The organism is Hymenobacter sp. (assembly GCF_036387835.1).
Taxonomy (GTDB): Bacteria; Bacteroidota; Bacteroidia; order Cytophagales; family Hymenobacteraceae; genus Hymenobacter.
On record NZ_DASVSY010000075.1, the window covers coordinates 1 to 26,021 of the forward strand.

26 protein-coding genes and 1 pseudogene are annotated in these 26,021 nt (G+C 55.8%); 19 read left to right on the plus strand and 8 right to left on the minus strand.

All coding sequences use genetic code 11. The features are described 5' to 3' along the window. Nucleotides 1-169: 169 nt before the first annotated feature. The 5 genes from VF639_RS14595 to rsmA form a co-directional block, all read right to left on the minus strand. Nucleotides 170-1,816, minus strand: a complete 1,647-nt coding sequence (locus tag VF639_RS14595; RefSeq protein ID WP_331146656.1) for a M28 family peptidase — start codon at nt 1,814-1,816, stop codon at nt 170-172. 578 nt (nt 1,817-2,394) lie between these two features. Continuing rightward, nucleotides 2,395-3,267 (minus strand): nuclease A inhibitor family protein, encoded by an 873-nt coding sequence (locus tag VF639_RS14600; protein ID WP_331146657.1) that lies wholly within the window; start codon nt 3,265-3,267, stop codon nt 2,395-2,397. Nucleotides 3,268-3,446: 179 nt separating this feature from the next. Next, nucleotides 3,447-3,920, minus strand: a complete 474-nt coding sequence (gene greA, locus VF639_RS14605) for a transcription elongation factor GreA (protein ID WP_331146658.1) — start codon at nt 3,918-3,920, stop codon at nt 3,447-3,449. A 268-nt stretch (nt 3,921-4,188) separates the two neighbouring features. Then, a complete protein-coding gene (locus VF639_RS14610) occupies nt 4,189-5,136 on the minus strand; it encodes an NAD(P)-dependent oxidoreductase (RefSeq protein WP_331146659.1) in 948 nt (315 codons plus the stop codon). Between the two features lie 88 nt (nt 5,137-5,224). Further along, on the minus strand, nt 5,225-6,010 hold the full coding sequence (gene rsmA, locus VF639_RS14615; protein ID WP_331146660.1) for a 16S rRNA (adenine(1518)-N(6)/adenine(1519)-N(6))-dimethyltransferase RsmA: 786 nt from the start codon (nt 6,008-6,010) through the stop codon (nt 5,225-5,227). 319 nt (nt 6,011-6,329) lie between these two features. Here rsmA and VF639_RS14620 point away from each other — a divergent pair, with 319 nt between their 5' ends. The 15 genes and pseudogenes from VF639_RS14620 (at nt 6,330) to VF639_RS14680 (ending at nt 18,104) form a co-directional block, all read left to right on the plus strand. Then, a complete protein-coding gene (locus VF639_RS14620; protein WP_331146661.1) occupies nt 6,330-7,784 on the plus strand; it encodes a leucyl aminopeptidase family protein in 1,455 nt (484 codons plus the stop codon). Nucleotides 7,785-7,829: 45 nt separating this feature from the next. Then, nucleotides 7,830-8,882: a 4-hydroxythreonine-4-phosphate dehydrogenase PdxA gene (gene pdxA / locus VF639_RS14625; RefSeq protein WP_331146662.1), complete on the plus strand. Its 1,053-nt coding sequence runs from the start codon at nt 7,830-7,832 to the stop codon at nt 8,880-8,882. A 491-nt stretch (nt 8,883-9,373) separates the two neighbouring features. Then, the gene (locus VF639_RS14630) at nt 9,374-9,742 is read left to right on the plus strand and encodes a helix-turn-helix domain-containing protein (protein ID WP_331146663.1); all 369 of its coding nucleotides are present in this window, start codon (nt 9,374-9,376) and stop codon (nt 9,740-9,742) included. A gap of 77 nt (nt 9,743-9,819) precedes the next feature. Next, nucleotides 9,820-10,353: a YceD family protein gene (locus tag VF639_RS14635; protein WP_331146664.1), complete on the plus strand. Its 534-nt coding sequence runs from the start codon at nt 9,820-9,822 to the stop codon at nt 10,351-10,353. Nucleotides 10,354-10,412: 59 nt separating this feature from the next. Further along, on the plus strand, nt 10,413-10,640 hold the full coding sequence (gene rpmF / locus VF639_RS14640) for a 50S ribosomal protein L32 (protein ID WP_331146665.1): 228 nt from the start codon (nt 10,413-10,415) through the stop codon (nt 10,638-10,640). Between the two features lie 111 nt (nt 10,641-10,751). Next, the gene (gene plsX / locus VF639_RS14645) at nt 10,752-11,693 is read left to right on the plus strand and encodes a phosphate acyltransferase PlsX (RefSeq protein ID WP_331146666.1); all 942 of its coding nucleotides are present in this window, start codon (nt 10,752-10,754) and stop codon (nt 11,691-11,693) included. 57 nt (nt 11,694-11,750) lie between these two features. Further along, complete coding sequence (locus VF639_RS14650; protein WP_331146667.1) at nt 11,751-12,764, plus strand: beta-ketoacyl-ACP synthase III; 1,014 nt, start codon at nt 11,751-11,753, stop codon at nt 12,762-12,764. 189 nt (nt 12,765-12,953) lie between these two features. Further along, nucleotides 12,954-13,517, plus strand: coding sequence for an elongation factor P (gene efp, locus VF639_RS14655; RefSeq protein ID WP_331146668.1), 564 nt, complete (start codon nt 12,954-12,956; stop codon nt 13,515-13,517). A gap of 25 nt (nt 13,518-13,542) precedes the next feature. Then, a complete protein-coding gene (accB, locus tag VF639_RS14660) occupies nt 13,543-14,028 on the plus strand; it encodes an acetyl-CoA carboxylase biotin carboxyl carrier protein (RefSeq protein WP_331146669.1) in 486 nt (161 codons plus the stop codon). Between the two features lie 111 nt (nt 14,029-14,139). After that, entirely contained in the window at nt 14,140-15,486 is a 1,347-nt protein-coding gene (gene accC, locus VF639_RS14665) for an acetyl-CoA carboxylase biotin carboxylase subunit (protein ID WP_331146670.1), read from the plus strand. A 299-nt stretch (nt 15,487-15,785) separates the two neighbouring features. After that, a pseudogene (locus tag VF639_RS25380) lies at nt 15,786-16,013 on the plus strand (transposase); the annotation flags it as partial. A gap of 85 nt (nt 16,014-16,098) precedes the next feature. Further along, nucleotides 16,099-17,001: an IS3 family transposase gene (locus VF639_RS14670; protein ID WP_331146671.1), complete on the plus strand. Its 903-nt coding sequence runs from the start codon at nt 16,099-16,101 to the stop codon at nt 16,999-17,001. Between the two features lie 86 nt (nt 17,002-17,087). Further along, nucleotides 17,088-17,306 (plus strand): PIN domain-containing protein, encoded by a 219-nt coding sequence (locus VF639_RS14675; protein WP_331146672.1) that lies wholly within the window; start codon nt 17,088-17,090, stop codon nt 17,304-17,306. Nucleotides 17,307-17,313: 7 nt separating this feature from the next. Continuing rightward, nucleotides 17,314-17,460: a PIN domain-containing protein gene (locus VF639_RS25385; protein WP_414654726.1), complete on the plus strand. Its 147-nt coding sequence runs from the start codon at nt 17,314-17,316 to the stop codon at nt 17,458-17,460. Nucleotides 17,461-17,477: 17 nt separating this feature from the next. Next, nucleotides 17,478-18,104: a Uma2 family endonuclease gene (locus VF639_RS14680; protein ID WP_331146673.1), complete on the plus strand. Its 627-nt coding sequence runs from the start codon at nt 17,478-17,480 to the stop codon at nt 18,102-18,104. Here VF639_RS14680 and VF639_RS14685 read toward each other — a convergent pair. Then, nucleotides 18,101-18,670 (minus strand): DUF3109 family protein, encoded by a 570-nt coding sequence (locus VF639_RS14685; RefSeq protein WP_331146674.1) that lies wholly within the window; start codon nt 18,668-18,670, stop codon nt 18,101-18,103. The two genes, VF639_RS14680 and VF639_RS14685, sit on opposite strands and share 4 nt — an antisense overlap. 109 nt (nt 18,671-18,779) lie before the next feature. After that, nucleotides 18,780-19,949 (minus strand): glycosyltransferase family 4 protein, encoded by a 1,170-nt coding sequence (locus VF639_RS14690; protein WP_331146675.1) that lies wholly within the window; start codon nt 19,947-19,949, stop codon nt 18,780-18,782. A 156-nt stretch (nt 19,950-20,105) separates the two neighbouring features. Between VF639_RS14690 and VF639_RS14695 the strand changes: the two genes are divergently transcribed. The 4 genes from VF639_RS14695 (at nt 20,106) to murA (ending at nt 25,068) form a co-directional block, all read left to right on the plus strand. Further along, on the plus strand, nt 20,106-22,355 hold the full coding sequence (locus VF639_RS14695) for an ATP-dependent helicase (protein ID WP_414654727.1): 2,250 nt from the start codon (nt 20,106-20,108) through the stop codon (nt 22,353-22,355). 70 nt (nt 22,356-22,425) lie between these two features. After that, complete coding sequence (locus VF639_RS14700) at nt 22,426-22,869, plus strand: endonuclease domain-containing protein (RefSeq protein ID WP_331146677.1); 444 nt, start codon at nt 22,426-22,428, stop codon at nt 22,867-22,869. 35 nt (nt 22,870-22,904) lie between these two features. Further along, the gene (locus VF639_RS14705) at nt 22,905-23,639 is read left to right on the plus strand and encodes a DUF4290 domain-containing protein (protein WP_331146678.1); all 735 of its coding nucleotides are present in this window, start codon (nt 22,905-22,907) and stop codon (nt 23,637-23,639) included. Between the two features lie 124 nt (nt 23,640-23,763). Further along, the gene (gene murA / locus VF639_RS14710; RefSeq protein ID WP_331146679.1) at nt 23,764-25,068 is read left to right on the plus strand and encodes a UDP-N-acetylglucosamine 1-carboxyvinyltransferase; all 1,305 of its coding nucleotides are present in this window, start codon (nt 23,764-23,766) and stop codon (nt 25,066-25,068) included. 48 nt (nt 25,069-25,116) lie between these two features. On the opposite strand, the gene VF639_RS14715 is transcribed toward murA, so the two are convergent. Then, the gene (locus VF639_RS14715) at nt 25,117-25,662 is read right to left on the minus strand and encodes a GAF domain-containing protein (RefSeq protein ID WP_331146680.1); all 546 of its coding nucleotides are present in this window, start codon (nt 25,660-25,662) and stop codon (nt 25,117-25,119) included. Nucleotides 25,663-26,021 lie beyond the last annotated feature (359 nt).

The following is a 26,021-nucleotide window of genomic DNA, read 5'->3' on the forward strand; positions in this document are numbered from 1 at the left end:
GCGGCAATCCAAATAGTGACGGCTCGTTGTTTTAGTTGACATTTTAATTTTAAAAATTAAAGGGCGTGGTTCTACGCGTTGACAAGGTCAGTTCACCCGATGGCTTGCGTGTATGCCGTTTAGTGAGCAGCACCCCATCAATAGCAAGGTAGAGGCGCGGCTTCATAATCTACTTCTTCGCAAACCGCTCCCCAAAAAAATTACCAGTGTTCCAGGTTGGGCGTGCGGGGTTATTGGCGACTAGGTAGCCAATCAGGAAGTTTAGCTGCGCGTACTTCCGGCCGGCTTCAAAATCGAACTGGCCGTCCATGCCGTCTTGGGGCTTGTGGTAGTAGCGGGCGCGCCACTTCTGCACTTGCAAGTTGAGGTTGTTCTGGCCGTCGGCGGTTTTGTTGCCGTATTTGATGTGCAAAGCCGGAATGCCTTGGGTTACGAAGCTGTACTGGTCGGAGCGGGTGAAGCGGTTTTGCGCGGGCTCGGGGTCGGCTTCTACCGTTAGGCTGAGCGTTTTCGTGGCTTCGGCTACCGGGGCAGCTAGGGTTGAGTTTTCGGCCCCCAATGCCACCACCGACAGCAGCGGCGCAATAATAGTGGGCATGTCGGTATTGATGTCGGCTACAATCTGGCTTTTGGGCACCGTGGGGTTGCGGGCGAAATAGGCGGAGCCGAGCAAACCCATTTCTTCGCCCGTTACCATAGTGATAAGCACCGAGCGACGGGGCTTTTCCTGCAGGCAGCTATATACTCTGGCAATTTCCAGCAGACTCGCCACGCCGGTAGCATTGTCGTGGGCACCATTGTAGATGGAGTCGCCTTCTACGGCCGCGCCTACTCCGAGGTGGTCGAGGTGGGCAGTGTGCACCACGTATTCGTTGCGCAACTTGGGGTCGGAGCCTTGAATCTTGCCTACTACGTTGTAACTGTCCACGTCCTGGTAGCGGCTGCGTTGCGTGGCCGTAAGGCGAGGCCGCAGCGCCACCGAGGCGGGTTTGCCGGCCCGCAAAGCAGCCAAGGCGCGGGTGGTATCGGTGGCCGCGCCGCTGAAGAGCTGGTGCAGCGTGGCGGCACTTACGGTGCCTAGCACGCGCAGCTGTGCGCCGCCATAAGTCCGCGACACAATTGCTTTGCCATCCGTGCTCAACACGCTAACTACTCCTTTTGGGGGGTCGGGCAGGTGGGCAGCGGGTTTGACGGCGGCTAGCAACACGCCTACTGCACCGTGTCGGATGGCCGTTTGCAGCACCGTAAGCATGTCGGTATTATAGAGGCGCACGGCATCCGGAAACTGCTTGGGCTCCTCCCGCGTCACCACCACAATCTTGCCGGTAGCGTCGAGGCCGGCATAGTCGTCGTACCCAAGTTCGGGGGCGCTGATGCCGAATCCGGCAAACACCAAGGGCGCGGCCACCGTCGTGCTCGCCTCGGCCGGATTAGGATAGAACGTGAAGTCGGAGCCGTAGGCTAACGCCTGCTCTGCGCCTTGTGGGGCTTGCAAGCGTAGGGTGGCGCCCGGCTCGGTGAAGGCCCGGCGCAGACGCACCGTTTGCAGGTAGGTGCCGTTTTCGCCGGCGGGCAGCACCCCGAGCTTCTTGTATTGCGCCACCACATAGTCTACGGCCATCTGGTAGCCCGCCGTGCCCGGCAGGCGGCCTTGCAGCTTATCGTCGGCCAGGTACTGCACGTGCGCCTTGTACTCGGCCGCGCTGACTTTGTCCAGGGGTTTCTGGAGTGACTTGAGCAGCGCGGTAGATTGGGCAGCTAGATTCTGTGCCTCTAGCAAAGCAAACAGTAGAGCAACAGTTTTTATGAATCTCATTTTCAGCAGAACTCTCTTGTAGCCAAGTAACTTGACCGTGTAAGGCGGGTGAGGTAGTGCGGAAGCCATAGGAAGCCACAGAACATCTCTGCTGCGCATCTTATGGCTTCTAAATCAGTGAAAGCAATGCAAATGAATGGGAGGGAGAAAGAAGGCTGTCAAATCTTTTAGCTTACTGCATAAAGCCCAATCACAGTTATCAGCATAACTGCCAGGTAGGATAAGCTAGCGTTGAATATCCAACGCTCACATCTACTCAGTTGAGGCTTTCGGGACATGCTCAACGCGAAGTAGGACATTAGCACCGGGGCGCCTAAAACCAAATAAGCGGTTCCGAGTGAGGCCATCCCCGACCATTGCCAGAACAATGTGGTAAGTACCAGCAACAGCAATCCTCCGTAGGTCATAAAGAGAATTTTCAGCTTCAGCAACGTAACACGGTCGGTTACTTCACTGATAACATACTGCCTCAAGTATATATAGAAGGCGACTCCAAGAGCAGGAACTAGCAAGTAGATACCTACCGGAACATAAATTTGATATTCCGCAAACGTCATCCTATCTTATACTTAACATTCTTACGTCTCCGTCAATATCGTTTTGAAGCCGGCTAGCTTGCCATCCTCGGTCTTCCCTAATGCATAGGATTTAATCTGCGGACCGGTGCCGACGCGGTACACTTTCGTGTCCTGCAACTCCTGCTTCAGGAACATTTGCAGCGCCTTGTATCGGTTGGCTTGGGCGGGGTCGCCGAGCACACCTTGGTCGGCGGTGTGGTTGCGCAGGAACAAAGTCAGCTCCTTAGTTTCCACTTTGGTATCGGCTGGCTCGCCGAGCAGCTTTAGCAGGGCAGCATCGGTCAGTTCACCGGCCGGAGTAGGGTAGCTTACCGGCTCCAGTGGCGCATCGGATTCACTGATGAATACGAGCCCCTGCGTAAGCTGCTGCAACTGCTGCGTCACACCATTGGAGGCAGCAGGCTCGTTGGCTTTGCTGGTTTCGCGGCTGCCTTTCGAGTCCTCTGTGGCTGGCTTTTGTGAGGCGGCGCCGTTGGCCGCCGGTATTTGCGCGGCAATGGCGGCGGCCAGCTCTTTCATACGGTCTTCCGCCACTTTTATTTTAGGGTTGGCAAAGTTCAGGTCCGACACCTTGTTCATCGGAATCAGGTGGATGTGCGCGTGCGGCACTTCCAGCCCAATAACGGCGACGCCAATGCGCTTGCACGGCACGGCCGCGGCAACTCCCTTGGCTACCCGTTGCGCAAACAGGTGCAGCGCCGCCAGTTCCTTGGCCGGCAGATCGAAAATGTAATCCACTTCCCGCTTCGGAATCACGAGGGTGTGGCCTTCCACCAGGGGCGTGATGTCGAGAAACGCCAGGTGCTGGTCGTCCTCCGCAACCTTATACGCCGGCAGCTCGCCAGCCACAATACGGGAGAAAATGGAAGCCATTTTGAAGGAGCTAGAAGTTAGGAGACAGGAGTTAGGAGCGTAGTTTCAATGCATAAACAAGCTCCTCCGCGCTTACGCAGTCTAAAGCAAAATTGCTGAAAGAAACTACAAACAAAAACCCGGTAGCATCCAGCCACCGGGTTGCATTCTTTCTCCTGGCTTCTAACTCCTAGCTCCTTCTACCGGCTGATTTCCAGAATCTCGAACTGAAGCTTACCGGCTGGCACCGTTATTTCGGCCGTATCGCCGGCCGACTTACCGAGCAGTCCTTTCCCGATGGGCGACTTTACGGAGATTTTACCGGCGGCTAAGTTGGCTTCTTCCTCGGCTACCAGCGTGTAGTCGAGCACCATGTTATTCTTCAAGTTCTTAAGTTTCACTTTGCTCATAATGAGCACTTTGGTCACGTCAAGGTTGGTCTCATCAAGGAGGCGGGCATTGCCAACCACTTCTTCCAGCTTCGAAATTTTGAGCTCTAACAGACCTTGGGCGTCCTTGGCCGCGTCGTATTCGGCGTTTTCGCTTAAGTCGCCTTTGTCGCGGGCTTCGCGCAGATCTTCGGCGGCTTTGGCCCGGCCGCGAATTTTAAGGTCCTGCAACTCGTCTTTGAGTTTTTGCAGACCCTCGGCGGTATAGTAATTTATGGTGGCCATGGGTAGTTGATGGTAAGCTAAAAAACAAGGAGAACGGTCAGCGGTGCCGACCGTTCTCCCAAACCTGGTTTCAGCAAATATACATAGTTTCTGGTTTCTGGTTGCTAGTTTCTGGCTACGATAAGCTGGCAATAAGCACGAGCACTCGCTAACTCGCTTGCCAGAAACCTACTATCTGCAACACGAAGCTCCACTTCGCATCTTACTGCGGAGCTTAGCACCTGATTCGTTTAACGGGTGACAAAGTGGAACTTCGCGTAACCAGAGATTAGCGGCCCACTTTCAGAAACTCTTGCAGCTTTGCCGCCAGCACTTCGTTTATCCGCCGGTACGACTGGAAAGTCCAACCGCCTATATGCGGCGACAATACTACGTTTGGGGTACTCATCAGGTAATTGAAGCGTGTCTGCTGTTCCGGGGTCAGAGTAACCAGCTTCTCGTTATCCAATACATCCAGCGCCGCGCCGCGCACCTGGCCGTTCTGCAGGCTCTGCACCAGCGCCTTATGGTCGAGGACTTCGCCGCGGGCCGTGTTGAGCAGCCAGATTGGCTGGCGGAAACCCTGCAGCAATGTTTCGTTTACGAAATGATGATTTGCGGCCGAGTACGGAATGTGTAAGCTGAATACCTCGGCCCGATCTTGCAGTTCGGCCAGGCCAACCAGCGTGGCGTATGCATCGGGAAGCACGGCGGGGTCGTGGTCGTAGGCCAGCACGGTGCAGTTAAACGCCGACAGCCGGCGCGCAAAGGCCCGGCCCATGTGCCCGTAGCCCAATAGGCCAATCGTTTTGCCGCCTATTTCCTCGCCGCGGTTGGCTTCCCGCCGCCACAACCCGGCCCGTACCTCTTGGTCGGCGCGCACAATGTTGCGGAACAAAGCCAGCAGCAGCCCTACCGCATATTCCCCTACTGCGTCGCGGTTGCCTTCGGGCGCGTTCAGTAGCGTAACGCCCGCCGCTGCCATGGCTTCCTCGTCAATATTATCGACCCCGGCCCCGGCCCTGGCTACATAGCGCAACTGTGGACCGTGCGCCAGCAATTCCGCCGTTACGCGCAGCTTCGAACGGACCATCAGCCCATCGTAGGGATGCGCCGCCAGGGCAGCGGGTACGTCAGCAGCTTTTAGGTCGGGGCGGTAATGCAGCGTCACGCCGATTTCCTGCATGTACTCTGGCAGGCTAGGGTGCATTTCGTCGATGACGAGACAGAGGGACATTTTTTAATTAAGAATTATGAATTGAGAATTCTGAATTGACCGCTTGGCTTCTTCTACTGCGTCCTCTGCGGGAATTGATGCCAGGGCTTCAACTACTATGGGCCTCGACCCATTTCGTCAAGCCCACAAAATCGGCCACTCCCAACTGCTCGGCGCGTTTGTCGAAGATGGCGTCCGTAGTGGCTTCGGCTGGCATACCGAAGGGCTTGAGGGCGTTGCGCAGCGTTTTGCGCCGCGTGGCAAAGGCCTGCTTCACTACTTTAAAGAATAGCGTCTCATTGCAATCCAGGCGCTCGGTGGCGTTGCGGGTGAGGCGGATAACGGCCGACTGCACTTTGGGTGGCGGATTGAACACGTGCGGCGGCACCGTGAACAGGTACTCTATTGTATAGTAGGCTTGCAGCAGCACGCTCAAAATGCCGTAGGTTTTCGAGCCCGGTCCTTCGGCCAGCCGGTCGGCTACTTCCTTCTGGATCATGCCTACCACCTCGCGCACCTGCTGGCGGTGGGCCAACACTTGAAAGTAGATTTGGCTGCTGATGTTGTAAGGAAAGTTGCCGATGATGCTGATGGGCTGCTGATCGTAGAGCTTGCCCAAGTCCATCTTCAGGAAATCCTGGCTATGAATTCGGTCGGCCAAAACCGGGAAGTGCTTTTGTAGATAAGCCACCGAATCCCGGTCGATTTCCACGACCGATGTGCGGTAGCTCGGGTTTTCCAGCAACGTTCCCGTCAGTACGCCCATACCTGGCCCTATTTCCAGCACTTCCGTTACGCCGTCGGGCAACTGCAAGGCCTCCACTATTTTGCGGGCAATATTGGTGTCGGCTAGGAAGTGCTGACCTAGGTGTTTTTTGGCTTTAACGGAATCCATGGGACAAGTAACATTTAACAATTAACATTGAACACTCAATAGGCAACAGCTGGCCACAAACTATGAGAACTTATTAGCCAGGACTAGCACAGAGCAGGGCTCCAGTTTCCTTTTCTTACCTCTTAGGTCCATTACATTCTGAAATAAGCTTTAGTTAATAGCTGGTCGAACTCTTCGTTGCTCCAGTTATTTCTGCTCTTATTAAATGTTAAATGTTCCCTGTTAAATGTCCCTACCTTCACGCCCAAAGGTACGCCTACGCTGCTAATACCGGCGTAGCAGACGTTTCCTTCGGCTTTCACCGCTTTTTTTGCTTCTCATGTCGCTTGAACTTGCCTACGCCGCCGATTTTCCCTCTATAGCGGATACCGTTTTTATTCTACCAGCCGGCACCACCGAGCTACCCATTTCCGCCGCCGCCGACTTGCCCGAAGCCGCCCGCCGCTACGTAGCCGAGCAGTTGGCCGCCGATTCCAAGCTGATTCACCTCAACCAGTACTCGCACCACCATTACTACGTCGTAGCCCCCGACCCCGCCAAAAGCACACCGCACCTCGCCGCCGAGGCGCTACGCAAAAGTGGCCACCAACTACACGCGCGCCTGAAAGCCGACAAAGTGCGCGAGCTGTATCTCAACGACTTGACCGACACTAGCGCCCTTCCTTTAACCGAAGGCCTGGCGCTAACCGCCTATCAATTTGAAGGCTACAAAACCGACGAAAAAACCCGGCAAGCGCCTGACCTCCAGAAACTGACCCTCATCAGCGCCGGCATTACCGCCGAACAGGTGCAAGAGTTGGTGGGCGTGCTGCAAGGCGTGTTCCTGGCCCGCGACCTGGTAAACGCGCCGCTCAACAAGCTCAACGCCACGCAGTTTGCTGAAAGCATGGCTGCCGCTGGTGAAGAAGTTGGCTACCACACCGAAATTCTGGATCTGGTCCGCATTGAGGCCCTGCGCATGGGGGGACTCTTGGCCGTAAACCAGGGCAGCCCCGAACCGCCCACGTTTACCATCATGGAATACAAGCCCGCCAACGCCACCAACGCCAAGCCCTACGTGCTGGTTGGCAAGGGCGTGGTGTTCGATACCGGCGGCTTGAGTTTGAAGCCCACGCCCAACAGCATGGACATGATGAAGCTCGACATGGCCGGCGGGGCGACCGTCACGGGTGTGCTCTACGCGCTAGCCAAAAACCAAGTGCCACTGCACGTCATCGGCCTGGTGCCCGCCACCGACAACCGTCCCGGCGGCCTCGCCTTCGCCCCCGGCGACGTCATTACCATGTTCAGCGGCATGACCGTGGAAGTACTGAACACCGACGCCGAAGGCCGCCTGCTCCTGGCTGATGCGCTGGCCTTCGCCAAGAAATACAACCCCGAGCTAGTACTGGACTTTGCCACCCTCACGGGCGCGGCGGCCCGTGCCATTGGCAAGGAAGGCATTGTGTGTATGGGCACCGCCGGCGACGAGTGGATGCAGGAGTTGAAACAAGCCGGCCACCGTACCCACGAGCGGTTAGTAGAGTTTCCGCTGTGGGACGAGTACGCCGACCACATCAAGTCCGACATTGCCGACATCAACAACATCGGCAAAGGCGAAGCCGGTGCTATTTCCGCCGGTAAGTTCCTGGAGCGCTTCACCGAAGGCTACCCATGGGTGCACTTCGACATTGCCGGCCCCGCCTACCTCACCGCCCCCGATTCCTACCGCGGCAAAGGCGGCACCGGCACCGCCGTCCGCCTCACGTATGAGTTTTTGAAAACCAAGGTATAAGGCTTTCCCGCCTCACTTACTTACCTCATCACCTAATTACCTTCCATGCTCCCACGCATTGGCATATCCGTCGGCGACTTAGCCGGCATCGGGCCGGAAATCATCTACAAAACCTTTCTCGATGCGCGGCTGCTTAGGTTCTGCACGCCCGTTGTATACGGCACGGCCACCGTACTCTTCGATGATTTCCCGGTAGCCAACGACGCAGAATCGCTCACTTTCCGGCAGGTACGCCAGGCCGCCGATATTGCGCCCGGCAAGCTGAACGCGGTGACTTGTTGGGAAGAAGATTTCGTGCTTTCTCCCGGCCAGCCTACCACCGCCAGCGGCACTGCCGCCCGCCTGAGTTTGCTGGCCGCCTCCCGCGACCTGAAAGCGGGCTTGCTCGACGCCCTCGTTACCGCCCCCATCAGCAAGGAAAACACCCAAGCCGATGATTTCCGCTATCCCGGCCACACCGAGTTTCTAACTAGCTTCTTCGGTGCCTCCGAAAGTCTGATGCTGCTTACCAGCGAAGAATTGCGCGTAGCTACTGCCACTGGCCACGTAGCGTTGAAAGACGTGCCGGGCCGCATCACCAAAGAGTTGTTGCTTACCAAGCTGCGCATTTTGCTGAGGTCTTTGAAGCAGGATTTCGGCATTGAGAAGCCGCGCGTAGCTGTGCTCGGCCTTAATCCCCACGCCGGCGAAAACGGCCTGCTCGGTACCGAGGAGCAGGAGGTTGTAACGCCCGTTATTCAGCAATTGCTCCAAGAAGGAAACCTGGTGTTCGGTCCTTACCCCGCCGACGGCTATTTCGGTACCCGCCAGTACCGCCAGTTCGACGCCACCCTTTCCCTCTACCATGACCAAGGCCTGATTCCATTCAAAAGCATTGCCTTCGAGCGGGGCGTAAACTTCACCGCCGGCCTAAACGTTATTCGCACTTCCCCCGACCATGGTACTGCTTACGGCATAGCCGGCCAGTATAAAGCCGACGAAACATCGTTCCGCGAAGCCCTCTACCTAGCCTGCAACCTAGTAAGCCAGCGCGCCGCACTAGCCGCTATCCAGCCCTTAGTACCTGGTGCGCCTCTACGCGGTGGCCGGCACGAGTAGTTCTGTTGCGGCTTGAATGCCAAGCTTTATTACATTGATAGAGAGGCTGGTCAAGTTGCAAGCCAGAGACGTAGACAACGTTTCATGCTTACCGATTATACCCTCATTATCAGATAAATAACCCGCACTATGCAAAGCCATTGTTCATACCTTGAACAGTGGCTTTATTTATTGTGCGCTTAGCACTGCTCCGTTATTTAGGTGTTGTTACGCAGCTTACGCTGCCCTCGGTATTTGCCTCATTCCTACGCCGCTTGATGCGCGGAATGAAAAGCAGAGGAGCTAGAGGATGAGGCAAACGGCCAAACAACCCGCTTAGGTAACAGCAGTTATTAGCTAGCGCTATAGAGGGTATCAGATACTACTTTCACTTTCGCGGAATCGAAACAATCTTTTCAAAAACGAAATTTACTTTGCGGTTTTAAAACTCTAACGTAACTTTGCAGCCGCTAAGTCATACTGAAAACTCATTTTGTTTCTTTCGCTTCTCTATGATGCTCCAAACTCCATCTGACTACCGCACGGCCCTGCGCCGCATGGATGCGCTGGTAGCCGCTGGTTTTGAAGGCAACGAGGCTTTAGAAACAGAGTTTCGGGAGTTGATAGTTGCCCTTGATAACTACGAGGACAAGCTTGGCTTGCTGCCTATCCCGAATCTGCCCACTTCTTTGGCGGATATGATAGAGCTGAAGCGGCAGCAGATGCGCCTTAAACAGAAAGACCTGGCACAATTGCTGGAAGTGCCAGCCGGGCGCCTCTCACAGATCCTCAGCGGCAAGCGCCGTGTTACGCTCGATCTGGCCAAACGCCTCTACGAGCGGCTAGGAATTCCACCGGAATTCATTTTGAAAAACGCTTAAAGCCAAATCCTGCTTTAGCCCCTGCTTTTACCAAACGGCAAAATCTTTCTACTTTTGCCCCCTGCCATAAATTGACCGTGAAGAAGAACGTTAAATACGACCTGGCCATTGCCAAGCTAGCCGACAAAACGCATCATTTTGCGTTCGAGTTGGATCGTGAGTTTTTCGAGCAGTTCGAGCAGCAGCTCATCCCCGATGGCAAACTCCACGCGGATGTTACGCTGATCAAGACCGACCGCCTACTCACGCTCAACTTCGATATCACGGGCACCGTGCAGCTAGTCTGCGACCGAAGCCTGGATGATTACGACCAGGACGTAGACGTGCACGAGCAGCTACTGGTGCGCTACGGCGACCGGGAAATCGAGCTGGACGAGAATGTGCTGCAAATCACCCCGGACACGCAAACGCTGCCCCTGGCCCAGCATATGTTCGATTACATTGGGTTGGCGCTGCCGATGAAGAAGCTGCATCCGCGCTTTCAAAACGAGCCCGACGAAAACCCTGAATCGGAAACCAAACTCATCTTCACCACCCGCCAACCCGGCGACGATGATGATGACGACGAGGGCACTGACCCGCGCTGGAACGCGTTGCGCAACCTCAACTAAGCGCCTGAGTCGCTTCACACTCAACAAGTAACATCAACAAATAACCCTTTTTCATTCTCATGGCACATCCTAAACGCCGAGTCTCTAAAACCCGCCGCGACAAACGTCGCACCCACGACAAGCTAACCCCAAAGGCAGTTACCCTTTGCCAGAACACCGGCGAGCTGCACCTCCGTCATAAGGCCTACGTGGTCGATGGCGACCTATATCTGCACGGTAAAGTGGCCATCAAAGGCTACGCGAAAGTTGCCGCTCCTGCCGCTGCCGCCGATACCGACGAAGAATAGTCGCGCAGCTGCGTTTTTCCCTTTCTTTGCCTCCCGGTCCTTTTCCTCTTTCGAGGTGGCCGGGAGGTAACGTAAGGTTCCTCTCCCAGACTCCTCCTTGATACCTCGTACATGAAGATAGCCCTGGACGCTATGGGGGGCGATTTTGCGCCCCAGGCCGCAGTCGATGGTGCGGTACTGGCCGCGCAAGAACTAGCCGGCAAAGCGCAGATTGTGCTAATTGGCCAAGAAGCAGCCGTCCGCCCTCTCTTAGACCAGCACGGCAACGCAGCTGCTAGTCTTGAGTTGATATCCGCTTCTCAAATCATCGAGATGGGCGAACATCCGGCTAAAGCGTACCAGCAGAAGCAGGACTCCAGCATTGCCGTGGGCTACCGACTCCTACACACCGGTGAGGTCGATGCGTTTTGCTCGGCCGGTAACACGGGTGCTATGCTGGTGGGCGCCATGTTCAGCGTAAAGCCGGTGCCCGGCGTGTTGCGGCCCGCCATTGCCAACTTCGTTCCGAAGCTGCACGGCGGCATGGGCATTCTGCTTGATGTAGGAGCCAATGCCGAATGCAAGCCCGAAATGCTAGAGCAATTCGGTGAGCTAGGTTCTCTGTACGCCCAATACGTGCTAGGTATCTCCAACCCTAAAGTAGGGCTGATGAACTTAGGCGAAGAAGAAGGCAAGGGCACCACACTTACGCAGGCCGTGTATCAGCTGCTGAAAGTGAACCCGCACGTTAATTTCATTGGCAATCTGGAGGGGCGTGACCTGTTCAATGAGAAAGCCGATGTGATTGTGTGCGACGGCTACACCGGCAACGTGATGTTGAAGATGGCCGAGTCCATCTACGAAATCATGGCTGAGAAGCAGATGCGTGACCCTTTTTTCGACAAGTTCAACTACGAAGCTGTCGGGGGCTCCCCCATTTTGGGCATCAACGACAACGCCATCATCGGGCACGGCGTGAGTTCGCCATTAGCTATCTGCAACATGCTGTTGCAAGGCTATCAAATGGCCCAATCCGGCATCTCCGACCAGATCAAAAATACCTTCAAGTCTTAGCGACTAAGTCCGGCCCCGGCCGGATTTTTTCTTGCCGCGTTTTCCGATTTTTCTTCAATGAGAATTACCGCCGCTATTACCGGAGTGGGCTCCTACGTGCCCGATTACGTGCTTACGAATCAGGAACTCGAAAAAATGGTGGACACCACCGACGAGTGGATTACGTCACGAACGGGTATCAAGGAGCGACGCATTTTAAAAGGTGAAGATCAAGGCACTTCGGTAATGGGCATCAAGGCGGTGCAGCAGCTACTTGCCAAAACAGGTACGCAGCCCGACGAAATTGACTTATTGATTTGCTCGACCACGACACCTGACCTCGTATTTCCAGCTACAGCCAATATCATTTCGGCCGCCGTCGGCACCACGAAGGCATTCAGCTTCGATATGCAGGCGGCTTGCTCGGGTTTTTTGTTTGCCCTTGCTACCGGCGCGCAATACATTCAAACTGGCACGTACAAAAAAGTAGTGGTGGTAGGGGCCGATAAGATGTCGGCTATTGTCGACTACACCGACCGGGCTAATTGCATCATTTTTGGCGATGGGGCCGGGGCCGTACTGCTAGAGCCTAGCACCGAAGGTTACGGCCTACGCGACCAAGTTTTGTGCTCTGATGGTAAAGGAGAACAATACTTGTATCAGAAAGCCGGCGGTAGCCGCCGCCCCCCATCCGCCGAAACGGTGGCCAACCGGGAGCACTACGTGTACCAGGAAGGTGCCACTGTGTTCAAGTTTGCCGTAACCAACATGGCCAATGTAGCCGCCCAAGTGATGGAGCGCAACCACCTCACCAACGATGATGTCGCTTGGCTGGTGCCGCACCAAGCCAACAAGCGCATCATTGATGCCACGGCGCATCGCATGGGGGTGGGTCCGGAGAAGGTGATGCTCAACATCCAACGCTACGGCAATACAACCAACGCCACCATTCCGCTCTGCCTCGCCGACTACGAGTCGCAGTTGCGCCAAGGAGACAACCTGATTCTAGCTGCTTTCGGGGGCGGTTTCACATGGGGCTCCATCTACCTCAAATGGGCTTACGATCCTAAACCTGGTCCCGTCGGCGTGTAAATACGGCGGCTCGGTTGCGGAAAACCTCTATACTTGCACTCCCGACGTGCCGCCCCGCCACTTTACCGGGACGGCACTTCTTTTAAACTGAAAACTTACAAATTGAAGAACTGAAGATTGGTTGCTTAACCTCACTGTTCCGGGTCGAGCAAGCCAATAGCCAGTTTCTAATTCCCCCTCTCACCTAACATGGCTACCACCGCAGATTTCCGCAACGGCCTCGTGCTCAACTACAATGGCGACCTGCACGTCATCACAGAGTTTCAGCACGTGAAGCCCGGCAAAGGTCCCGCTTTCGTACGGACCAAGCTCCGCAACATCAAAACCGGCAAAGTACTCGACAACACGTTCAACGCCGGGGTGAAAGTGGAAACGGCCCGCGTTGAGCAACGTCCGCATCAGTACCTATTCAAGGACGATTATGGCTATACCTTCATGGACAATGCCACCTTCGAGCAAGTGGTGCTACCGGAAGCCATGGTGCCCTTCGCCGACCTCATGAAGGAAGGCCAGGAAGCTACTATCCTGTTCCACGCCGAAACCGAGCAGCCTCTCACGGCTGAGCTGCCAACTACCGTGGAATTAATGGTGACTTACACGGAGCCCGGCCTGAAGGGCGACACGGCTACCAACACGCTTAAGCCCGCCATTGTCGAAACGGGGGCCCGGATTCAGGTGCCGCTGTTCATTGATACTGACACCAAAATTCGCGTCAAGACCAGCGACTATTCCTATGTCGAAAGAGTCAAGTAAGCAGTCCAGCAAGTCAAGCGCCTCTATGAAAGCCAAAGAATTACAGGAACTTATCGACTTCATTGCGAAGTCGGGCCTCAACAAAGTCAACATTGAAACGGAGGAGTTTAAAATCTCTGTACAGCGCGAGCCTAGCTATAAGCCTGTAGTGAGTATGTCGGCTCCGGCAGCGCCCGCACCGGCCGCCGCGCCTGCTGCTCCGGCCCCAGTTCCTGCTACTCCGACGGCGGCTCCAGCACTACCAGTTGCCGCGGCTCCGGCTGCCGACAACTACGTGCCGCTAAAAGCTCCCATGATTGGCACGTTCTACCGCAGCAGCAGCCCTGACACTCCGGCTTTCGTGCAAGTGGGTGATTTGGTGGAAAAAGGCCAAGTGATTTGCATCATCGAAGCCATGAAATTATTCAATGAAATAGAGGCTGAAGCATCGGGCCGCGTGGTGAAAGCTATGGTCGAAAACGCCTCGCCGGTGGAGTACGACCAGCCGCTGTTCCTGATCGAGCCGATGTAATCTTTTGAGTTATGAGTTATGAGTTGTGAGTTATGAGGTGACTGGTTAAGCAGTTATGCACATTCATATAACTCATAACTCATAACTCATAACTCATAACTCAATTAAGCTGTGTTCAAGAAAATACTGATTGCCAACCGGGGTGAAATTGCGCTGCGCATCATCCGGACCTGCAAGGAAATGGGCATTAAAACGGTGGCCGTTTATTCCACCGCCGACAAGGAAAGTTTGCACGTGCGCTTTGCCGACGAGGCTGTGTGCATAGGCCCACCCCCATCTTCGCAGTCGTACCTCAGCATCCCAACCCTGATTGCGGCGGCGGAAATAACCAATGCCGATGCCATCCACCCGGGCTACGGCTTCCTGAGCGAAAATGCGGAGTTCTCGCGCGTGTGCCAGGAAAACGGCATCAAGTTCATTGGGGCTACGCCCGAGATGATCAACCAGATGGGCGACAAGGCCTCGGCCAAAGCCACTATGATCAAGGCCGGCGTGCCCTGCATTCCCGGTTCGGTCGGCTTGCTCGATTCGGTGGAGCAAGGCAAGAAGGTAGCCGCCAAAATCAAGTATCCGGTTATCCTGAAAGCTACTGCCGGCGGGGGTGGGCGCGGCATGCGTATCATTCCAACCGAAGAAGACTTCGAGAAGGCTTGGAACGACGCCCGCACCGAAGCCAAAGCCGCCTTCGGCAATGATGGCGTGTACCTGGAGAAATTCGTAGAGGAGCCCCGCCACATCGAAATTCAGGTGTGCGGCGACCAATACGGCCGCGTTTGTCACCTCTCGGAGCGTGACTGCTCGATTCAGCGCCGCCACCAGAAGCTGGTCGAAGAAGCACCTTCGCCCTTCATGACCGACGACCTTCGCGACCGAATGGGCGCGGCGGCCGTGGCCGGAGCGTCGGCCATTGCTTACGAAGGCGTGGGCACCATCGAGTTCCTGGTAGACAAAAACCGGGATTTCTACTTCATGGAGATGAACACTCGTATTCAGGTGGAGCATCCTGTGACCGAGGAAATCGTGAACTACGACCTCATCAAGGAACAAATAAAAGTAGCCGCGGGCATCCCGATTTCGGGTGACAACTACTATCCTAAGATGCACGCCATGGAGTGCCGCATCAACGCTGAAGACCCGACTAAGGACTTCCGCCCCTCCCCCGGTAAAATCACGACGCTGCACATTCCCGGCGGCCACGGCGTCCGGGTGGATACGCACGTTTATGCGGGCTACACCATCCCCTCGAACTACGATTCGATGATAGCCAAGCTCATCACCGTCGCCCAAACCCGCCAGGAGTGCATCGTGAAAATGAAGCGGGCCTTAAGTGAGTTTGTGGTGGAAGGCGTGAAAACTACTATCCCGTTTCACCTGGCTCTGATGGACAACAAGAACTTCCAGGACGGTGACTTCACGACCAAGTTTCTGGAAACGTCGTTTGACTTCTCGGAGTTATAAGAGTTCAATGTTCGATTGAAAAACAAGACTGGTCGATTGACTAGTCTTGTTTTTATTAAGGCGGGTATAGAGGACCATCACAGGACGTTTTTCTATATTATGAACCACATGTATTTTATACTTGCTCCCTCTTTGATTGCTTTAATTTTTGCTTGGCATAATAGGTAAGATCCAGAAATCAAGAGAATCTTTCTCTTACCTCTCGTTTATGTTATTGTATATATTAGCTGGTGAGTTTGTTGTAACTATGAGGTGGTCTAGTTGAGCGGGACCGACTAGGGTGGTATCTTCCCTAAGCCATGCCGAAGAACCCCACTGACAAAACCGATAAGCGCGTCAAGTATGACGCCGCTTTCCGTGCCGAGGCCCTACGCCTGGCCGAACAGAGCCGCTCGGTTGCCGCCGCGGCCCGAGCCCTCAACATCCGGGCAAAGCTAATTTATGACTGGCAAAAAGCGGCGCAAACGCCCGCCGCCGTTGCGGCCGGTACCAGTCTGGATGCAGCGACGGCGGCGGAACTGCGCCAGTTGCGGGCCACCACTCGGCGGCAGGCGCAGGAACTGGCCATTTTAAAAAAGCCATTGCCATCTTCTCGACCACTCCGCCGACCCTATGAGCCGCTACCGCTTCATCGTCGCCGAGCGTGGTCACTACCCCGTGCGACGGCTATGCCAGGTGCTGGGCGTGCCGGCCAGCGGCTTTTACGCCTGGCAGCAAAGCCAGGTGCGGGCCGTGGGGAGCGACGAAACGCCCACCTGGGAAACGGCTTTGGTGAAGGTCGTTGGCCGCCACAAACGCCGCTATGGCACCCGCCGACTGCGGGTGGCCCTGCGCCAAAAAGGGCCCCGGATAGGCCGCCTGCGCCTGCGTGCGGCCATGCGCCGCCACGGCCTGCACGCGCTGCAACCCAAAGCCTTCACCCCGCGCACGACCGACTCGACCCACAGCCTGCGCTGTGCCCCCAACCGCCTGCTCGACCAGCCCACCCCTGCGCAGGCCAATCGGGTGTGGGTGTCGGACATCACGTACTTGCCGCTGGCCTCGGGACAGTGGGCTTACTTGTGCGCCTTTCAGGATGTGACCAGCAAGCACGTGGTGGGCTGGCACGTGGCGGCTTCGATGCCGGAGGAACTCGGCACAACGGCCCTGCAACGGGCTTTTCTAGCCCAACCGGCCACGCCCGGCCTGCTGGTACACTCCGACCGGGGCGGGCAGTACTGTGGCAACGCCTACCGGGAACTGCTCCACCAGCACGGGGCCCTACGCTCGCAGAGCCGCCGCGGCGAGTGCTACGACAACGCCCAAGCCGAAAGCCTCTGGTTCCGGCTCAAAACGCAGGTACTCGAACTGCGCGAGTGGCCCGTGTTTGCTGACCTGGCCGATGCCCAGGCCAGCGTCGCCGACTATTTCAACTATTACAATCACGACCGGCTGCACTCCAGTATCGACTACCAGACCCCGTATCATACTCACCAACAACTTCTTACTAATACTGCCCTAAACTGTCCAGCCTAATCAGACCACCTCAGCGGTGACGGACTAAGTATTCCGGACCCAATAGCTTGGCAACGAGAGGACCGGCCGCTGCCTTTTCACTCTTAATGTATCTGCTCGACAGTAACATCGTTATTTATTCGGCTCGTCCGGAACCAGCTTATGCGGGTCTGCGGAGTTGGATCAAGCATTCAGGCGTGGCAGTTTCCGCTTTGTCGCGCCTGGAAGTAATGGGCTTCCACAGCCTGACTTCTGCCGACGCGCTTTATTTTCAAGCTGCTTTTACAACCTTACCGCAAATTACCCATCACAGACACAATACTTAGTGAAGCCATTGCGCTTCGCCAGCAGTATCGGTTGAAAACTCCAGACGCCATTATTGCCGCCACTGCCCTTACACACAGCCTGCAACTACTTACGGTGGATTCAAGCTTCACGCGTATTGTAAATTTAGTGGTGCTAAATCCGCTGATCGTTTGATTTTAAAATCAGTTGTTATGCCCACTCAGCCCGACTACACCCGCCGCTATACCGTAGAAGAGTACTTTGCGCTGGAAGAAATGTCTGACTTTCGACACGAGTACTATCATGGCGAAATATTTCCGCTGGATGGGCCGCAGGCAATGGAGGGGGCAACTTTCGCGCACAATACCATCAAGCAGAATTGCCTGATTGCACTACGGTTGGGTTTGCGCGGCCGGAGCTGCCGAGTATTTGATGAGAATGTGCGTCTTCGCATCAACGCCGACGACCATTTCACCTACCCTGACGTGATGGTGACCTGTGCCCCGGAAGACCAGCAGGAAATACGGGTTGTTCAGCATCCTACTCTACTTATCGAAGTACTTTCCGACTCTACCGAGTTGCCCGACCGAAGCTGGAAGCTGCAACAGTACCAACTGCTACCCTCACTCCAACAATACGTTCTGATTTCGCAGCGGCGTATGCTGGTGGAAAGCTACGTGCTCAACGAACGAGGTTCTTGGGAGTTAACTACGCTACGGCAGCCACAGGATGTACTCCGCTTTGCTTCGCTCCAGCTCGATATGACACTGGCAGAGGTCTACGAAGAAGTAGGATTATCGCTCATGCATCTGGCGGAAACGGTGCCTTCTGCTCTTTAGCTCTGCGGTTTCTCTATTTCCGTCACCAGCTCACCGTACCAGTCTTCGCCATACTTGCGGATCAGCGGGTCTTTCAGAAACTGGTAGACCAGTACGCCGAGGTTGGCCCCGAATGAGCAGGCCGGGTTGCAGATGCCCCACCGGTCGTAGTTGAGGGCCTCGAAGCCTTCGTACTTGGTGATGCGAATAGGGTACAGATGGCAGCTGACGGGCTTTTTGAAGCTGGTGACGCCGGCCAGATAAGCCTGCTCGATGCCGCATTTCAGAATACCCCGCTCGTCGTAGAGAGCGTAGGCGCACTCCCGGTCGTTGATGGTGGTGGTGCTGTAGTCGCCTTCCCAATCCTTGATGTAGAGGCCTTGCTGCTCGATGGCTTGCTGGCCGGCTTCGGTGAGGAAGGGCTTGATGTGCTGGTATTCGGCTTCGAGGATTTTCAGCTCATCTTCTTCCAAGGGCGCGCCCAAGTCACCTTCTACGCAGCAGGCACCCTTGCAGGCCTCCAGGTTGCAGACAAAAAAGTTGTCCCGAATGTCATCGGAGATGACGGTATTTTGAATGATAATCATGTAGAGTGTTTCGCAGTGTGGGCGCAGTGTTCAGACGTCAGCACACTGCGAAACACTGCGGTTTTACACTGCGTGACACTGCGAGAAATAATGCGCACAAAGATACCGCTTAACCTAACTGTAACAGCACACGTTCCGTCAACTCACACTGCCGATGGTGCGAATACGTGGCCAACGCCTCCGCCTGTGCCTGCTGCCCCAACTGTTGCATCAGTTCGGGTTCGTGCAACAAGCGCCCGATAGCCGCTTCGAAAGCTGCCGCGTTGCGGAGCGGAAACAGCAAGCCCGTACGCCCGTCGTCCACGATTTCCAAGGTGCCACCGGTGGCCGTGGCGATTACGGGCAGGCCGGCCGCCATAGCCTCGATGGTGACCATACCATAGGTTTCGCTGGTGGAGCCGGTGATGGAAATATCGAGGGCACGGTAGGCTATTTCGGGCTGCGGCGTGAACTCCCGGATGTGAACTACTGCCTCTATACCCAGTTCCCGCACCCGGCGCAGCACCGCGTCGCGGTAGGCGTTGCCCTCGTTACGGGTCGATTCGCCCACTAGCAGCAGGTGCAGGTTGGGGTGCTGCCGACGAAGTATGGCCAGCTCTTCGACCAGGAAATCCTGACCCTTGCCATCATCAAACCGACCAATGAGGCCTAGCAGCACGGCATCGGCCGGCACGTGCAGGTTCAGCTTTTGTCGGGCCACGGCACGCGTTAAAGCGGGGTCGGCAAACTTCTCTAGCTCGATACCCAACGGCACAACGTGCAGCTTTTGGGGTGATAAATGCGTTTTTTTCAGCACCTGCCGCGCCAGTCCCGGCAGCGGCGAGAGCCACGCATCCAAGGCCCGAAAGCGCAAGGTATGCACGAGGCTACGCTTTGGGGGGCCGAGCTGCATGTGCTGCTGATACACCAGCTTCAGCGCGGGCAAATAAACCGTTTTGCACAGTACCGCCACACCTAAGTCGCCGTTGCGGCTGACAAGGAGGGCGCGGGTGTTGAATGCCCGCAGGATGCCGGCCAGACGGCTCGCCGCGGGAACGTCCAGGGCCTTCCAACGGTTGCTAAGAAAGGCAACGGGCAACTGCAAGGCCGCCGCCCGCGCGGCAATAGGCGAATCGGCCAGCGTAATAACCTGCACCGGCCAACCCCGGCGCTGCATCCAGTCGGCGAAGCGGACGGTGTTCAGTTCAAGTCCACCCCAACTTGCCGACAAGCATAAGAGTGACAACGGAAACTTTGCGGCAGAAGTAGCGACGGAGGCAGCAGATTCAGCGGAATTCACGCGGCGAAGATACAGTCCCAATACTTTGCGCCGCCAGAACACTGCACCCTCTGCGGGTTGAAAGTACCCAACAAACGCGGGCCAGCGCTTATGCTACACTCCCTGAAAGCCGTACCTTTGCTAACAAGCCAAAACGCTTAGCTTTTCTGAATGGCACTGGATTATCTTTCTCTACTAAATCCCTCGCAGGCGGCTGCCGTGATGCAAATCGACGGCCCTTGCATGATTATAGCCGGCGCGGGCTCGGGCAAAACCCGGGTGCTGACCTACCGCATTGCCAACCTGCTCGAACAGGGCGTCGACCCGTTCAATATCCTTGCCCTGACTTTTACCAACAAGGCCGCCAAAGAGATGCGCGCCCGTATCGAGAAGGTGGTAGGCGGCGCGGCGGCCAAGAACCTCTGGATGGGCACCTTCCACAGCATCTTTGCCCGCATTCTGCGCTCGGAGGCCGATAAGATAGGTTTCCCCCGCTCCTTCACCATCTACGACACGCAGGACAGCAAAACGCTAATCGGCCAGATTCTGAAGGAGTTGGAGCTGGATGACAAGCTCTACAAGCCCGGCATGGTGCTCGGCCGAATTTCGGCGGCCAAGAACAAGCTGATTTCCGTGCAGCAATATCTCAACGACCCGGTTATCCGGCAGGACGATGAGGCGGCGCTGCGGCCCAAGATTGGCGTGATTTACCAGCAGTACGCCAACCGCTGCTTCAAGGCTGGCGCCATGGACTTCGATGACCTGCTCTATCAAACCAACGTCCTGTTCAAAGACCACCCCGATGTGCTGAACAAGTACCAGAACTTGTATAAGTACGTGATGGTGGACGAGTACCAGGACACCAACTACTCGCAGTACCTGATTGCGCGTAAGCTGGCCGCCAAGGAGCGCAACATCTGCGTGGTAGGTGATGATGCACAAAGTATTTACGCCTTCCGGGGCGCTGATATTCAAAACATTCTGAATTTCGAGAAAGACTACCCGGAGTTGCAGGTGTTCAAGTTGGAGCAGAATTACCGCTCCACCAAAACCATTGTGAAGGCGGCCAACTCGGTTATCAAAAACAACCAGGCACAGCTCCGCAAAGACGTTTTCTCCGACAACGAGGAAGGGCCACTCATCGAGGTACTGAAGGCTTCCTCCGACAACGAGGAAGGCAAGCTAGTGGCCAATTCCATCTTCGAGGACAAGATGAGTCATCATCTGTCGTACGACGATTTTGCCATTCTGTACCGCACCAACGCCCAAAGCCGGGCCATGGAAGAATCGTTGCGCAAGCTCAACATTCGCTACAAAATTGTGGGTGGCCTGAGTTTCTACCAGCGCAAGGAAATCAAGGACTTGGTGGCCTATCTGCGCCTCACGGTGAACCCCAACGACGAGCAGGCGCTGCGCCGCGTTATCAACTATCCCAAGCGCGGCATCGGCGACACCACCATTGCCAAGCTCATCAACGCTGCCGAGGAAAGCAACCACACCATTTGGGAAGTAGTAGCCAACGCCGACCAGTTTCTGCCCACCCGCGCCGCCAATCCTATTGTCGACTTTGCCGAGAAGATCAAGGCGTACACGGCCGTAGCGGCCAAAGAAGACGCATTTGAGGCCGCCAAGTTCATTGCCAAGAACTCGGGCATGATCGAGGAACTGTACGCCGATAAGAGTATCGAAGGTCTGTCTCGCTACGAGAACATCCAGGAATTGCTGAACGGGGTAAAGGCCTACACCGAGGATCCGGAGCGCGAAGATAAAACACTCGGCGCGTTTCTGCAAGACATTGCCCTCGTGACGGATGCCGACACCAAAGACGCGCAGCAGGAAGGCGAAGCCGTGACGATGATGACGATTCACTCGGCCAAGGGCCTAGAGTTCCGCAACGTCTACATCGTAGGCATGGAGGAAAACCTGTTTCCGAGCCAAATGATGATTACCTCGCGGGCTGACCTCGAGGAAGAGCGCCGGCTGTTTTACGTGGCCATCACGCGGGCCGAGAAGAAGCTGACGCTAAGCTACGCCACCTCCCGCTACCAGTGGGGCAACTTGCGCAGCTGCGAGAAAAGCCGGTTCCTAGACGAAATCGACCCACAATTTGTGGACTTCAAGTTCGCGGCTACCCCGCCTGCCGGGCCGGGCGAGTCACCGTTTGGGCACGTATTTGAGCGACGCAGTAACCTCATACCCACCCCGCCGCGTAAGACCGTAGCCAAAGGCTATACGCCCCCGGCCGACTTCCAGCCTTCCGATACCAGCAACCTGCAAACCGGGCAGCGCGTGGAGCACCCCAAGTTTGGCTACGGCCACGTAACGAAGCTGGAAACCGTTTCGGGCTCCACCAAAGCCATTATCGAGTTCGAAGAAGTTGGCGAGAAGACGTTATTGCTGAGTTTTGCGAAATTGCGGGTGCTGTGAACCTCACCCCCCGACCCCCTCTCCTTGGGGAGAGGGGAGCCTAACGTGGTACTATACTAGATTTTCGAGCATGAGTGAGGAATCGTCGACTATTGGACAGCGTCATGCTTTTACCACGGATGCCGAACGCTGGGCGAAACAGTTGAAAGCCTTTAGTCGCGCTAACCGCAAGCAGCCGACTGAGGCTGAAAACGCGCTGTGGCAAGCCTTACGAGGAATCAAACTTGGTTATAAATTTCGGCGGCAACACGCTCTTGACCGCTATATTGTCGATTTCGTTTGCTTGCGGGCGTGGCTTATTGTGGAAGCAGATGGGGAAATCCATACTGAAACCGGACAAGCAGAGTACGATGCCGGCCGCACCCACGTACTTGAAGAGTTGGGGTTCCGCATTTTGCGTTTCACTAACGACCAAATCCTTACTAATATCAACCAGACTCTCGAAACCATCAAATTCAACCTTGCAAGGTCATTAGGCTCCCCCTCTCCCCAAGGAGAGGAGGCCGGGGGGTGAGGTTTCGTACATTTACCGACTTACATTAATTTCCAATGCCCTTACCTTCCTTACATAAACACGAGCTGCTCCAACGCGAATACGGTCAGCAAACCTACCAGCTCATTCAGGGCCTGCGCGAAGTGGAAGACAAGGCCGAGCGTACGCGCCGCGCCACCCAAATTGTGCAGCTTGTCTTCCGGCTGCAACCCGCCCTGCGCGACCAGCCCGATGCGCAGCAGCGCGTCTGGAACCACCTCTACGAGATGGCCGACGAAGACCTCGACATTGACGCGCCGTTCGAGTTGCAAGGCCTGAGCCAGCTCAACCAGCACCCCAAGCCCATTCCCTACCCCAAGCTAAGTCCGAAGCTGAAAGCTTACGGCCGCAGCGTGGAGTTGATGGTGGAAAAGGCGCTAGCGCTGGAAGACCCCTCGGAGCGCGAGCAGGCTACCATCACCATCGGGCGGACGATGAAGTTCTTGTACCGCTCGCACAACAAGGAAAACGCCAAGGATGTCACTATCCTCAAGCATCTCAAAGATCTATCGGGCGGGCAGCTGACCCTAGATCCGGCGCAGGTGGAAGCCCAAGGCTTATTTGAGTTTGCGGTTGGCTCCGCTCCCGCTGCTGCTACGAGCAGTACGGGCCGGGCAGCCTTCATTGTGCCGCAGCCCCGCCAGGAGCGCCAGGAGCGCCGTGGCAACAACAGCAGCAGTGGCAACCGGCGCGACAAGCAGCGCCGTGGCGGCAAGAAAGGCCGCCAGGAGCCCCAACAACCCCCGCAGTAATTTTTTGAAGGAGCTAGGAGGTAGGAGCCAGGAGCAAAAAGCAGAGGTTAGAATCTCATAAACAGTATTCTCACCCTGCCTTCAATTCCTGACTCCTACCTCCTAGCTCCTAACTTCTATCTATATGGCCTCATTTGAAGTAATTGGCGGGAATCCGCTTAAAGGAGAAATTGTGCCGCAGGGCGCCAAAAACGAAGCGCTACAGATTCTCTGCGCGGTGCTGCTCACCTCAGAGCCCGTCACCATCTCCAATATTCCCGATATCCGCGACGTCAACAAGCTGATTGAGCTGCTGCGCGACATGGGTGTGAAAGTGGGCAAGCTCGCTACGGATACCTACCGTTTTCAAGCCGACGATGTGCACCTCGACTACCTGGATACGCCCGAGTTTGTGGCGCAGGGCCGAGCATTGCGTGGTTCGGTGATGATACTTGGGCCTATGTTGGCTCGTTTCGGCAAGTGCCAGCTGCCCAAGCCCGGCGGCGACAAAATCGGCCGGCGGCCCCTGGATACGCACTTTGTGGGATTGGAGAAGCTCGGTGGCAAGCTCACGCTCGAAGGCCTGGATTTCTACCGCATCAATTCTGAAGGCAAGCTCCGCGGTGCCCACATGCTGCTGGAAGAGGCCTCGGTAACGGGTACGGCCAACATTCTGATGGCGGCTGTGCTGGCCGAAGGCACTACCACCATTTACAATGCGGCCTGTGAGCCCTACGTGCAGCAGCTCTGCAAGATGCTGGTACGCATGGGCGCTCGTATCAACGGCATCGGCTCCAACCTGCTCACTATTGAGGGCGTGGAAAGTCTCGGTGGCACCGACCACCGCATGCTCCCCGACATGATTGAAATTGGCTCTTTCATCGGCCTCGCAGCCATGACGGGTTCGGAAATCACCATCAAAGATTGTCAGATCTCGGAGTTGGGAGTTATCCCGGACACTTTCCGCAAGTTGGGTATCCAGTTGGAATTCCGCGGCGACGATATCTACATTCCGGCACAGGACCGCTACGAGATTACCACCTACCTCGATGGCAGTATTCTGACCATTTCCGACCATACTTGGCCGGGCCTCACCCCCGATTTGCTCAGCATTGTGCTGGTGGTAGCCACGCAGGCCAAGGGAACGGTGCTCATTCATCAAAAGATGTTTGAGAGCCGCCTGTTCTTCGTGGACAAGCTCATCGACATGGGCGCGCAAATCATTCTCTGCGACCCGCACCGCGCCACGGTAATCGGCCTCAACAAGCGCACCCAGCTGCACGGCATCACCATGACCTCGCCGGATATCCGGGCTGGGGTTGCCCTATTGATTGCTGCTATGTCGGCTGATGGCCGTAGCGTGATTGAAAACGTCGAGCAGATTGACCGGGGTTATCAAAACATCGATAAACGCTTGAACGTCTTGGGGGCGCAGATCCGTCGTTTGTAAGCGAGTTTTCCCTCAGATTTCAAATAGGTGCTGCCGCAAAAGCAGCACCTATTTTTTTGCTTTAGCGGGGATTTTTACGCTGCCGATATACGCCTTAACAACTGGCACCAAAGCTGGCAGAATAGCTTCCATGGCGGCACGTTCCTTTGAAGTCCAATGCCGTGGCTGCCCGAACAAGCAGGGCTGCAATATGCCCCATAGTTGGTTGTTATCGGTGATGTGCGCGTGGATCAGAGCACGATGGCCGAAAGTTTTATGCTCGAATTCGCGGTTGAGCACATCGTGCGTCGCCACTTCCACATCTTCCACAAACACCGAAGGTTGAGTGGCTAACGCGGCCCGAAACAGTGGGTCTTCTTTCGGCAAGTCAGTTGTATCCTCCTGCCAGTCGTGGATGGGATTAGGCACCGCGTCGTTTTTGCGCCAGCAGAAAGCAATGCGGCCTTTCCCAATGGCCGGGTCGCGGACGTAGAGAAAGCAACGGTCGGCATCCAGATACTTTCCGACTTGCTCTAGTACCCGGTTGATGGTGGCAGTAGGCGCTTCGTCGGCGGGCACGTGGAGCAGCAGAGAAGGATGAGCAGGTGAATTCATATTAAACTTGAGCGGGCAATGTGCTCCAACTCAAACGAGCCCAGTAGCGAATAGTTAGAGCAGAGTAAAAAATCGGGGTTTAGGAAGCAAACTGTGCTGAAGCAGGTTATGTTGGAACAATTTAAGGAGGTCTTTGCACAGGTCTTCCTGATATTGATCAGAGTGAAATGCACACACGTTTAAACGCAACAGGAAGGTTGTTTTTCGGCACGCCACAAACTGGTGCAACTGGGCTTTGGCAAAGCTGAAGCTCGGCAACGACTCAATGCCGTTGCTCTGGGATGCGCCTTGGATGAACTTGTCTGACCATGATGGCCCCGGAAACAACAGTTATACCCCACACGTCCATTAAGCCGTTG

Excerpts from the sequence above, each read along its gene's own strand:
- VF639_RS14595 (WP_331146656.1), bottom strand. The coding sequence starts at position 1,816 with ATGAGATTCATAAAAACTGTTGCTCTACTGTTTGCTTTGCTAGAGGCA.
- VF639_RS14600 (WP_331146657.1), bottom strand. The coding sequence starts at position 3,267 with ATGGCTTCCATTTTCTCCCGTATTGTGGCTGGCGAGCTGCCGGCGTAT.
- greA (WP_331146658.1), bottom strand. The coding sequence starts at position 3,920 with ATGGCCACCATAAATTACTATACCGCCGAGGGTCTGCAAAAACTCAAA.
- VF639_RS14610 (WP_331146659.1), bottom strand. The coding sequence starts at position 5,136 with ATGTCCCTCTGTCTCGTCATCGACGAAATGCACCCTAGCCTGCCAGAG.
- rsmA (WP_331146660.1), bottom strand. The coding sequence starts at position 6,010 with ATGGATTCCGTTAAAGCCAAAAAACACCTAGGTCAGCACTTCCTAGCC.
- VF639_RS14620 (WP_331146661.1), top strand. The coding sequence starts at position 6,330 with ATGTCGCTTGAACTTGCCTACGCCGCCGATTTTCCCTCTATAGCGGAT.
- pdxA (WP_331146662.1), top strand. The coding sequence starts at position 7,830 with ATGCTCCCACGCATTGGCATATCCGTCGGCGACTTAGCCGGCATCGGG.
- VF639_RS14630 (WP_331146663.1), top strand. The coding sequence starts at position 9,374 with ATGATGCTCCAAACTCCATCTGACTACCGCACGGCCCTGCGCCGCATG.
- rpmF (WP_331146665.1), top strand. The coding sequence starts at position 10,413 with ATGGCACATCCTAAACGCCGAGTCTCTAAAACCCGCCGCGACAAACGT.
- plsX (WP_331146666.1), top strand. The coding sequence starts at position 10,752 with ATGAAGATAGCCCTGGACGCTATGGGGGGCGATTTTGCGCCCCAGGCC.
- VF639_RS14650 (WP_331146667.1), top strand. The coding sequence starts at position 11,751 with ATGAGAATTACCGCCGCTATTACCGGAGTGGGCTCCTACGTGCCCGAT.
- efp (WP_331146668.1), top strand. The coding sequence starts at position 12,954 with ATGGCTACCACCGCAGATTTCCGCAACGGCCTCGTGCTCAACTACAAT.
- accB (WP_331146669.1), top strand. The coding sequence starts at position 13,543 with ATGAAAGCCAAAGAATTACAGGAACTTATCGACTTCATTGCGAAGTCG.
- VF639_RS14670 (WP_331146671.1), top strand. The coding sequence starts at position 16,099 with ATGAGCCGCTACCGCTTCATCGTCGCCGAGCGTGGTCACTACCCCGTG.
- VF639_RS14675 (WP_331146672.1), top strand. The coding sequence starts at position 17,088 with ATGTATCTGCTCGACAGTAACATCGTTATTTATTCGGCTCGTCCGGAA.
- VF639_RS14680 (WP_331146673.1), top strand. The coding sequence starts at position 17,478 with ATGCCCACTCAGCCCGACTACACCCGCCGCTATACCGTAGAAGAGTAC.
- VF639_RS14685 (WP_331146674.1), bottom strand. The coding sequence starts at position 18,670 with ATGATTATCATTCAAAATACCGTCATCTCCGATGACATTCGGGACAAC.
- VF639_RS14700 (WP_331146677.1), top strand. The coding sequence starts at position 22,426 with ATGAGTGAGGAATCGTCGACTATTGGACAGCGTCATGCTTTTACCACG.
- VF639_RS14705 (WP_331146678.1), top strand. The coding sequence starts at position 22,905 with ATGCCCTTACCTTCCTTACATAAACACGAGCTGCTCCAACGCGAATAC.
- murA (WP_331146679.1), top strand. The coding sequence starts at position 23,764 with ATGGCCTCATTTGAAGTAATTGGCGGGAATCCGCTTAAAGGAGAAATT.
- VF639_RS14715 (WP_331146680.1), bottom strand. The coding sequence starts at position 25,662 with ATGAATTCACCTGCTCATCCTTCTCTGCTGCTCCACGTGCCCGCCGAC.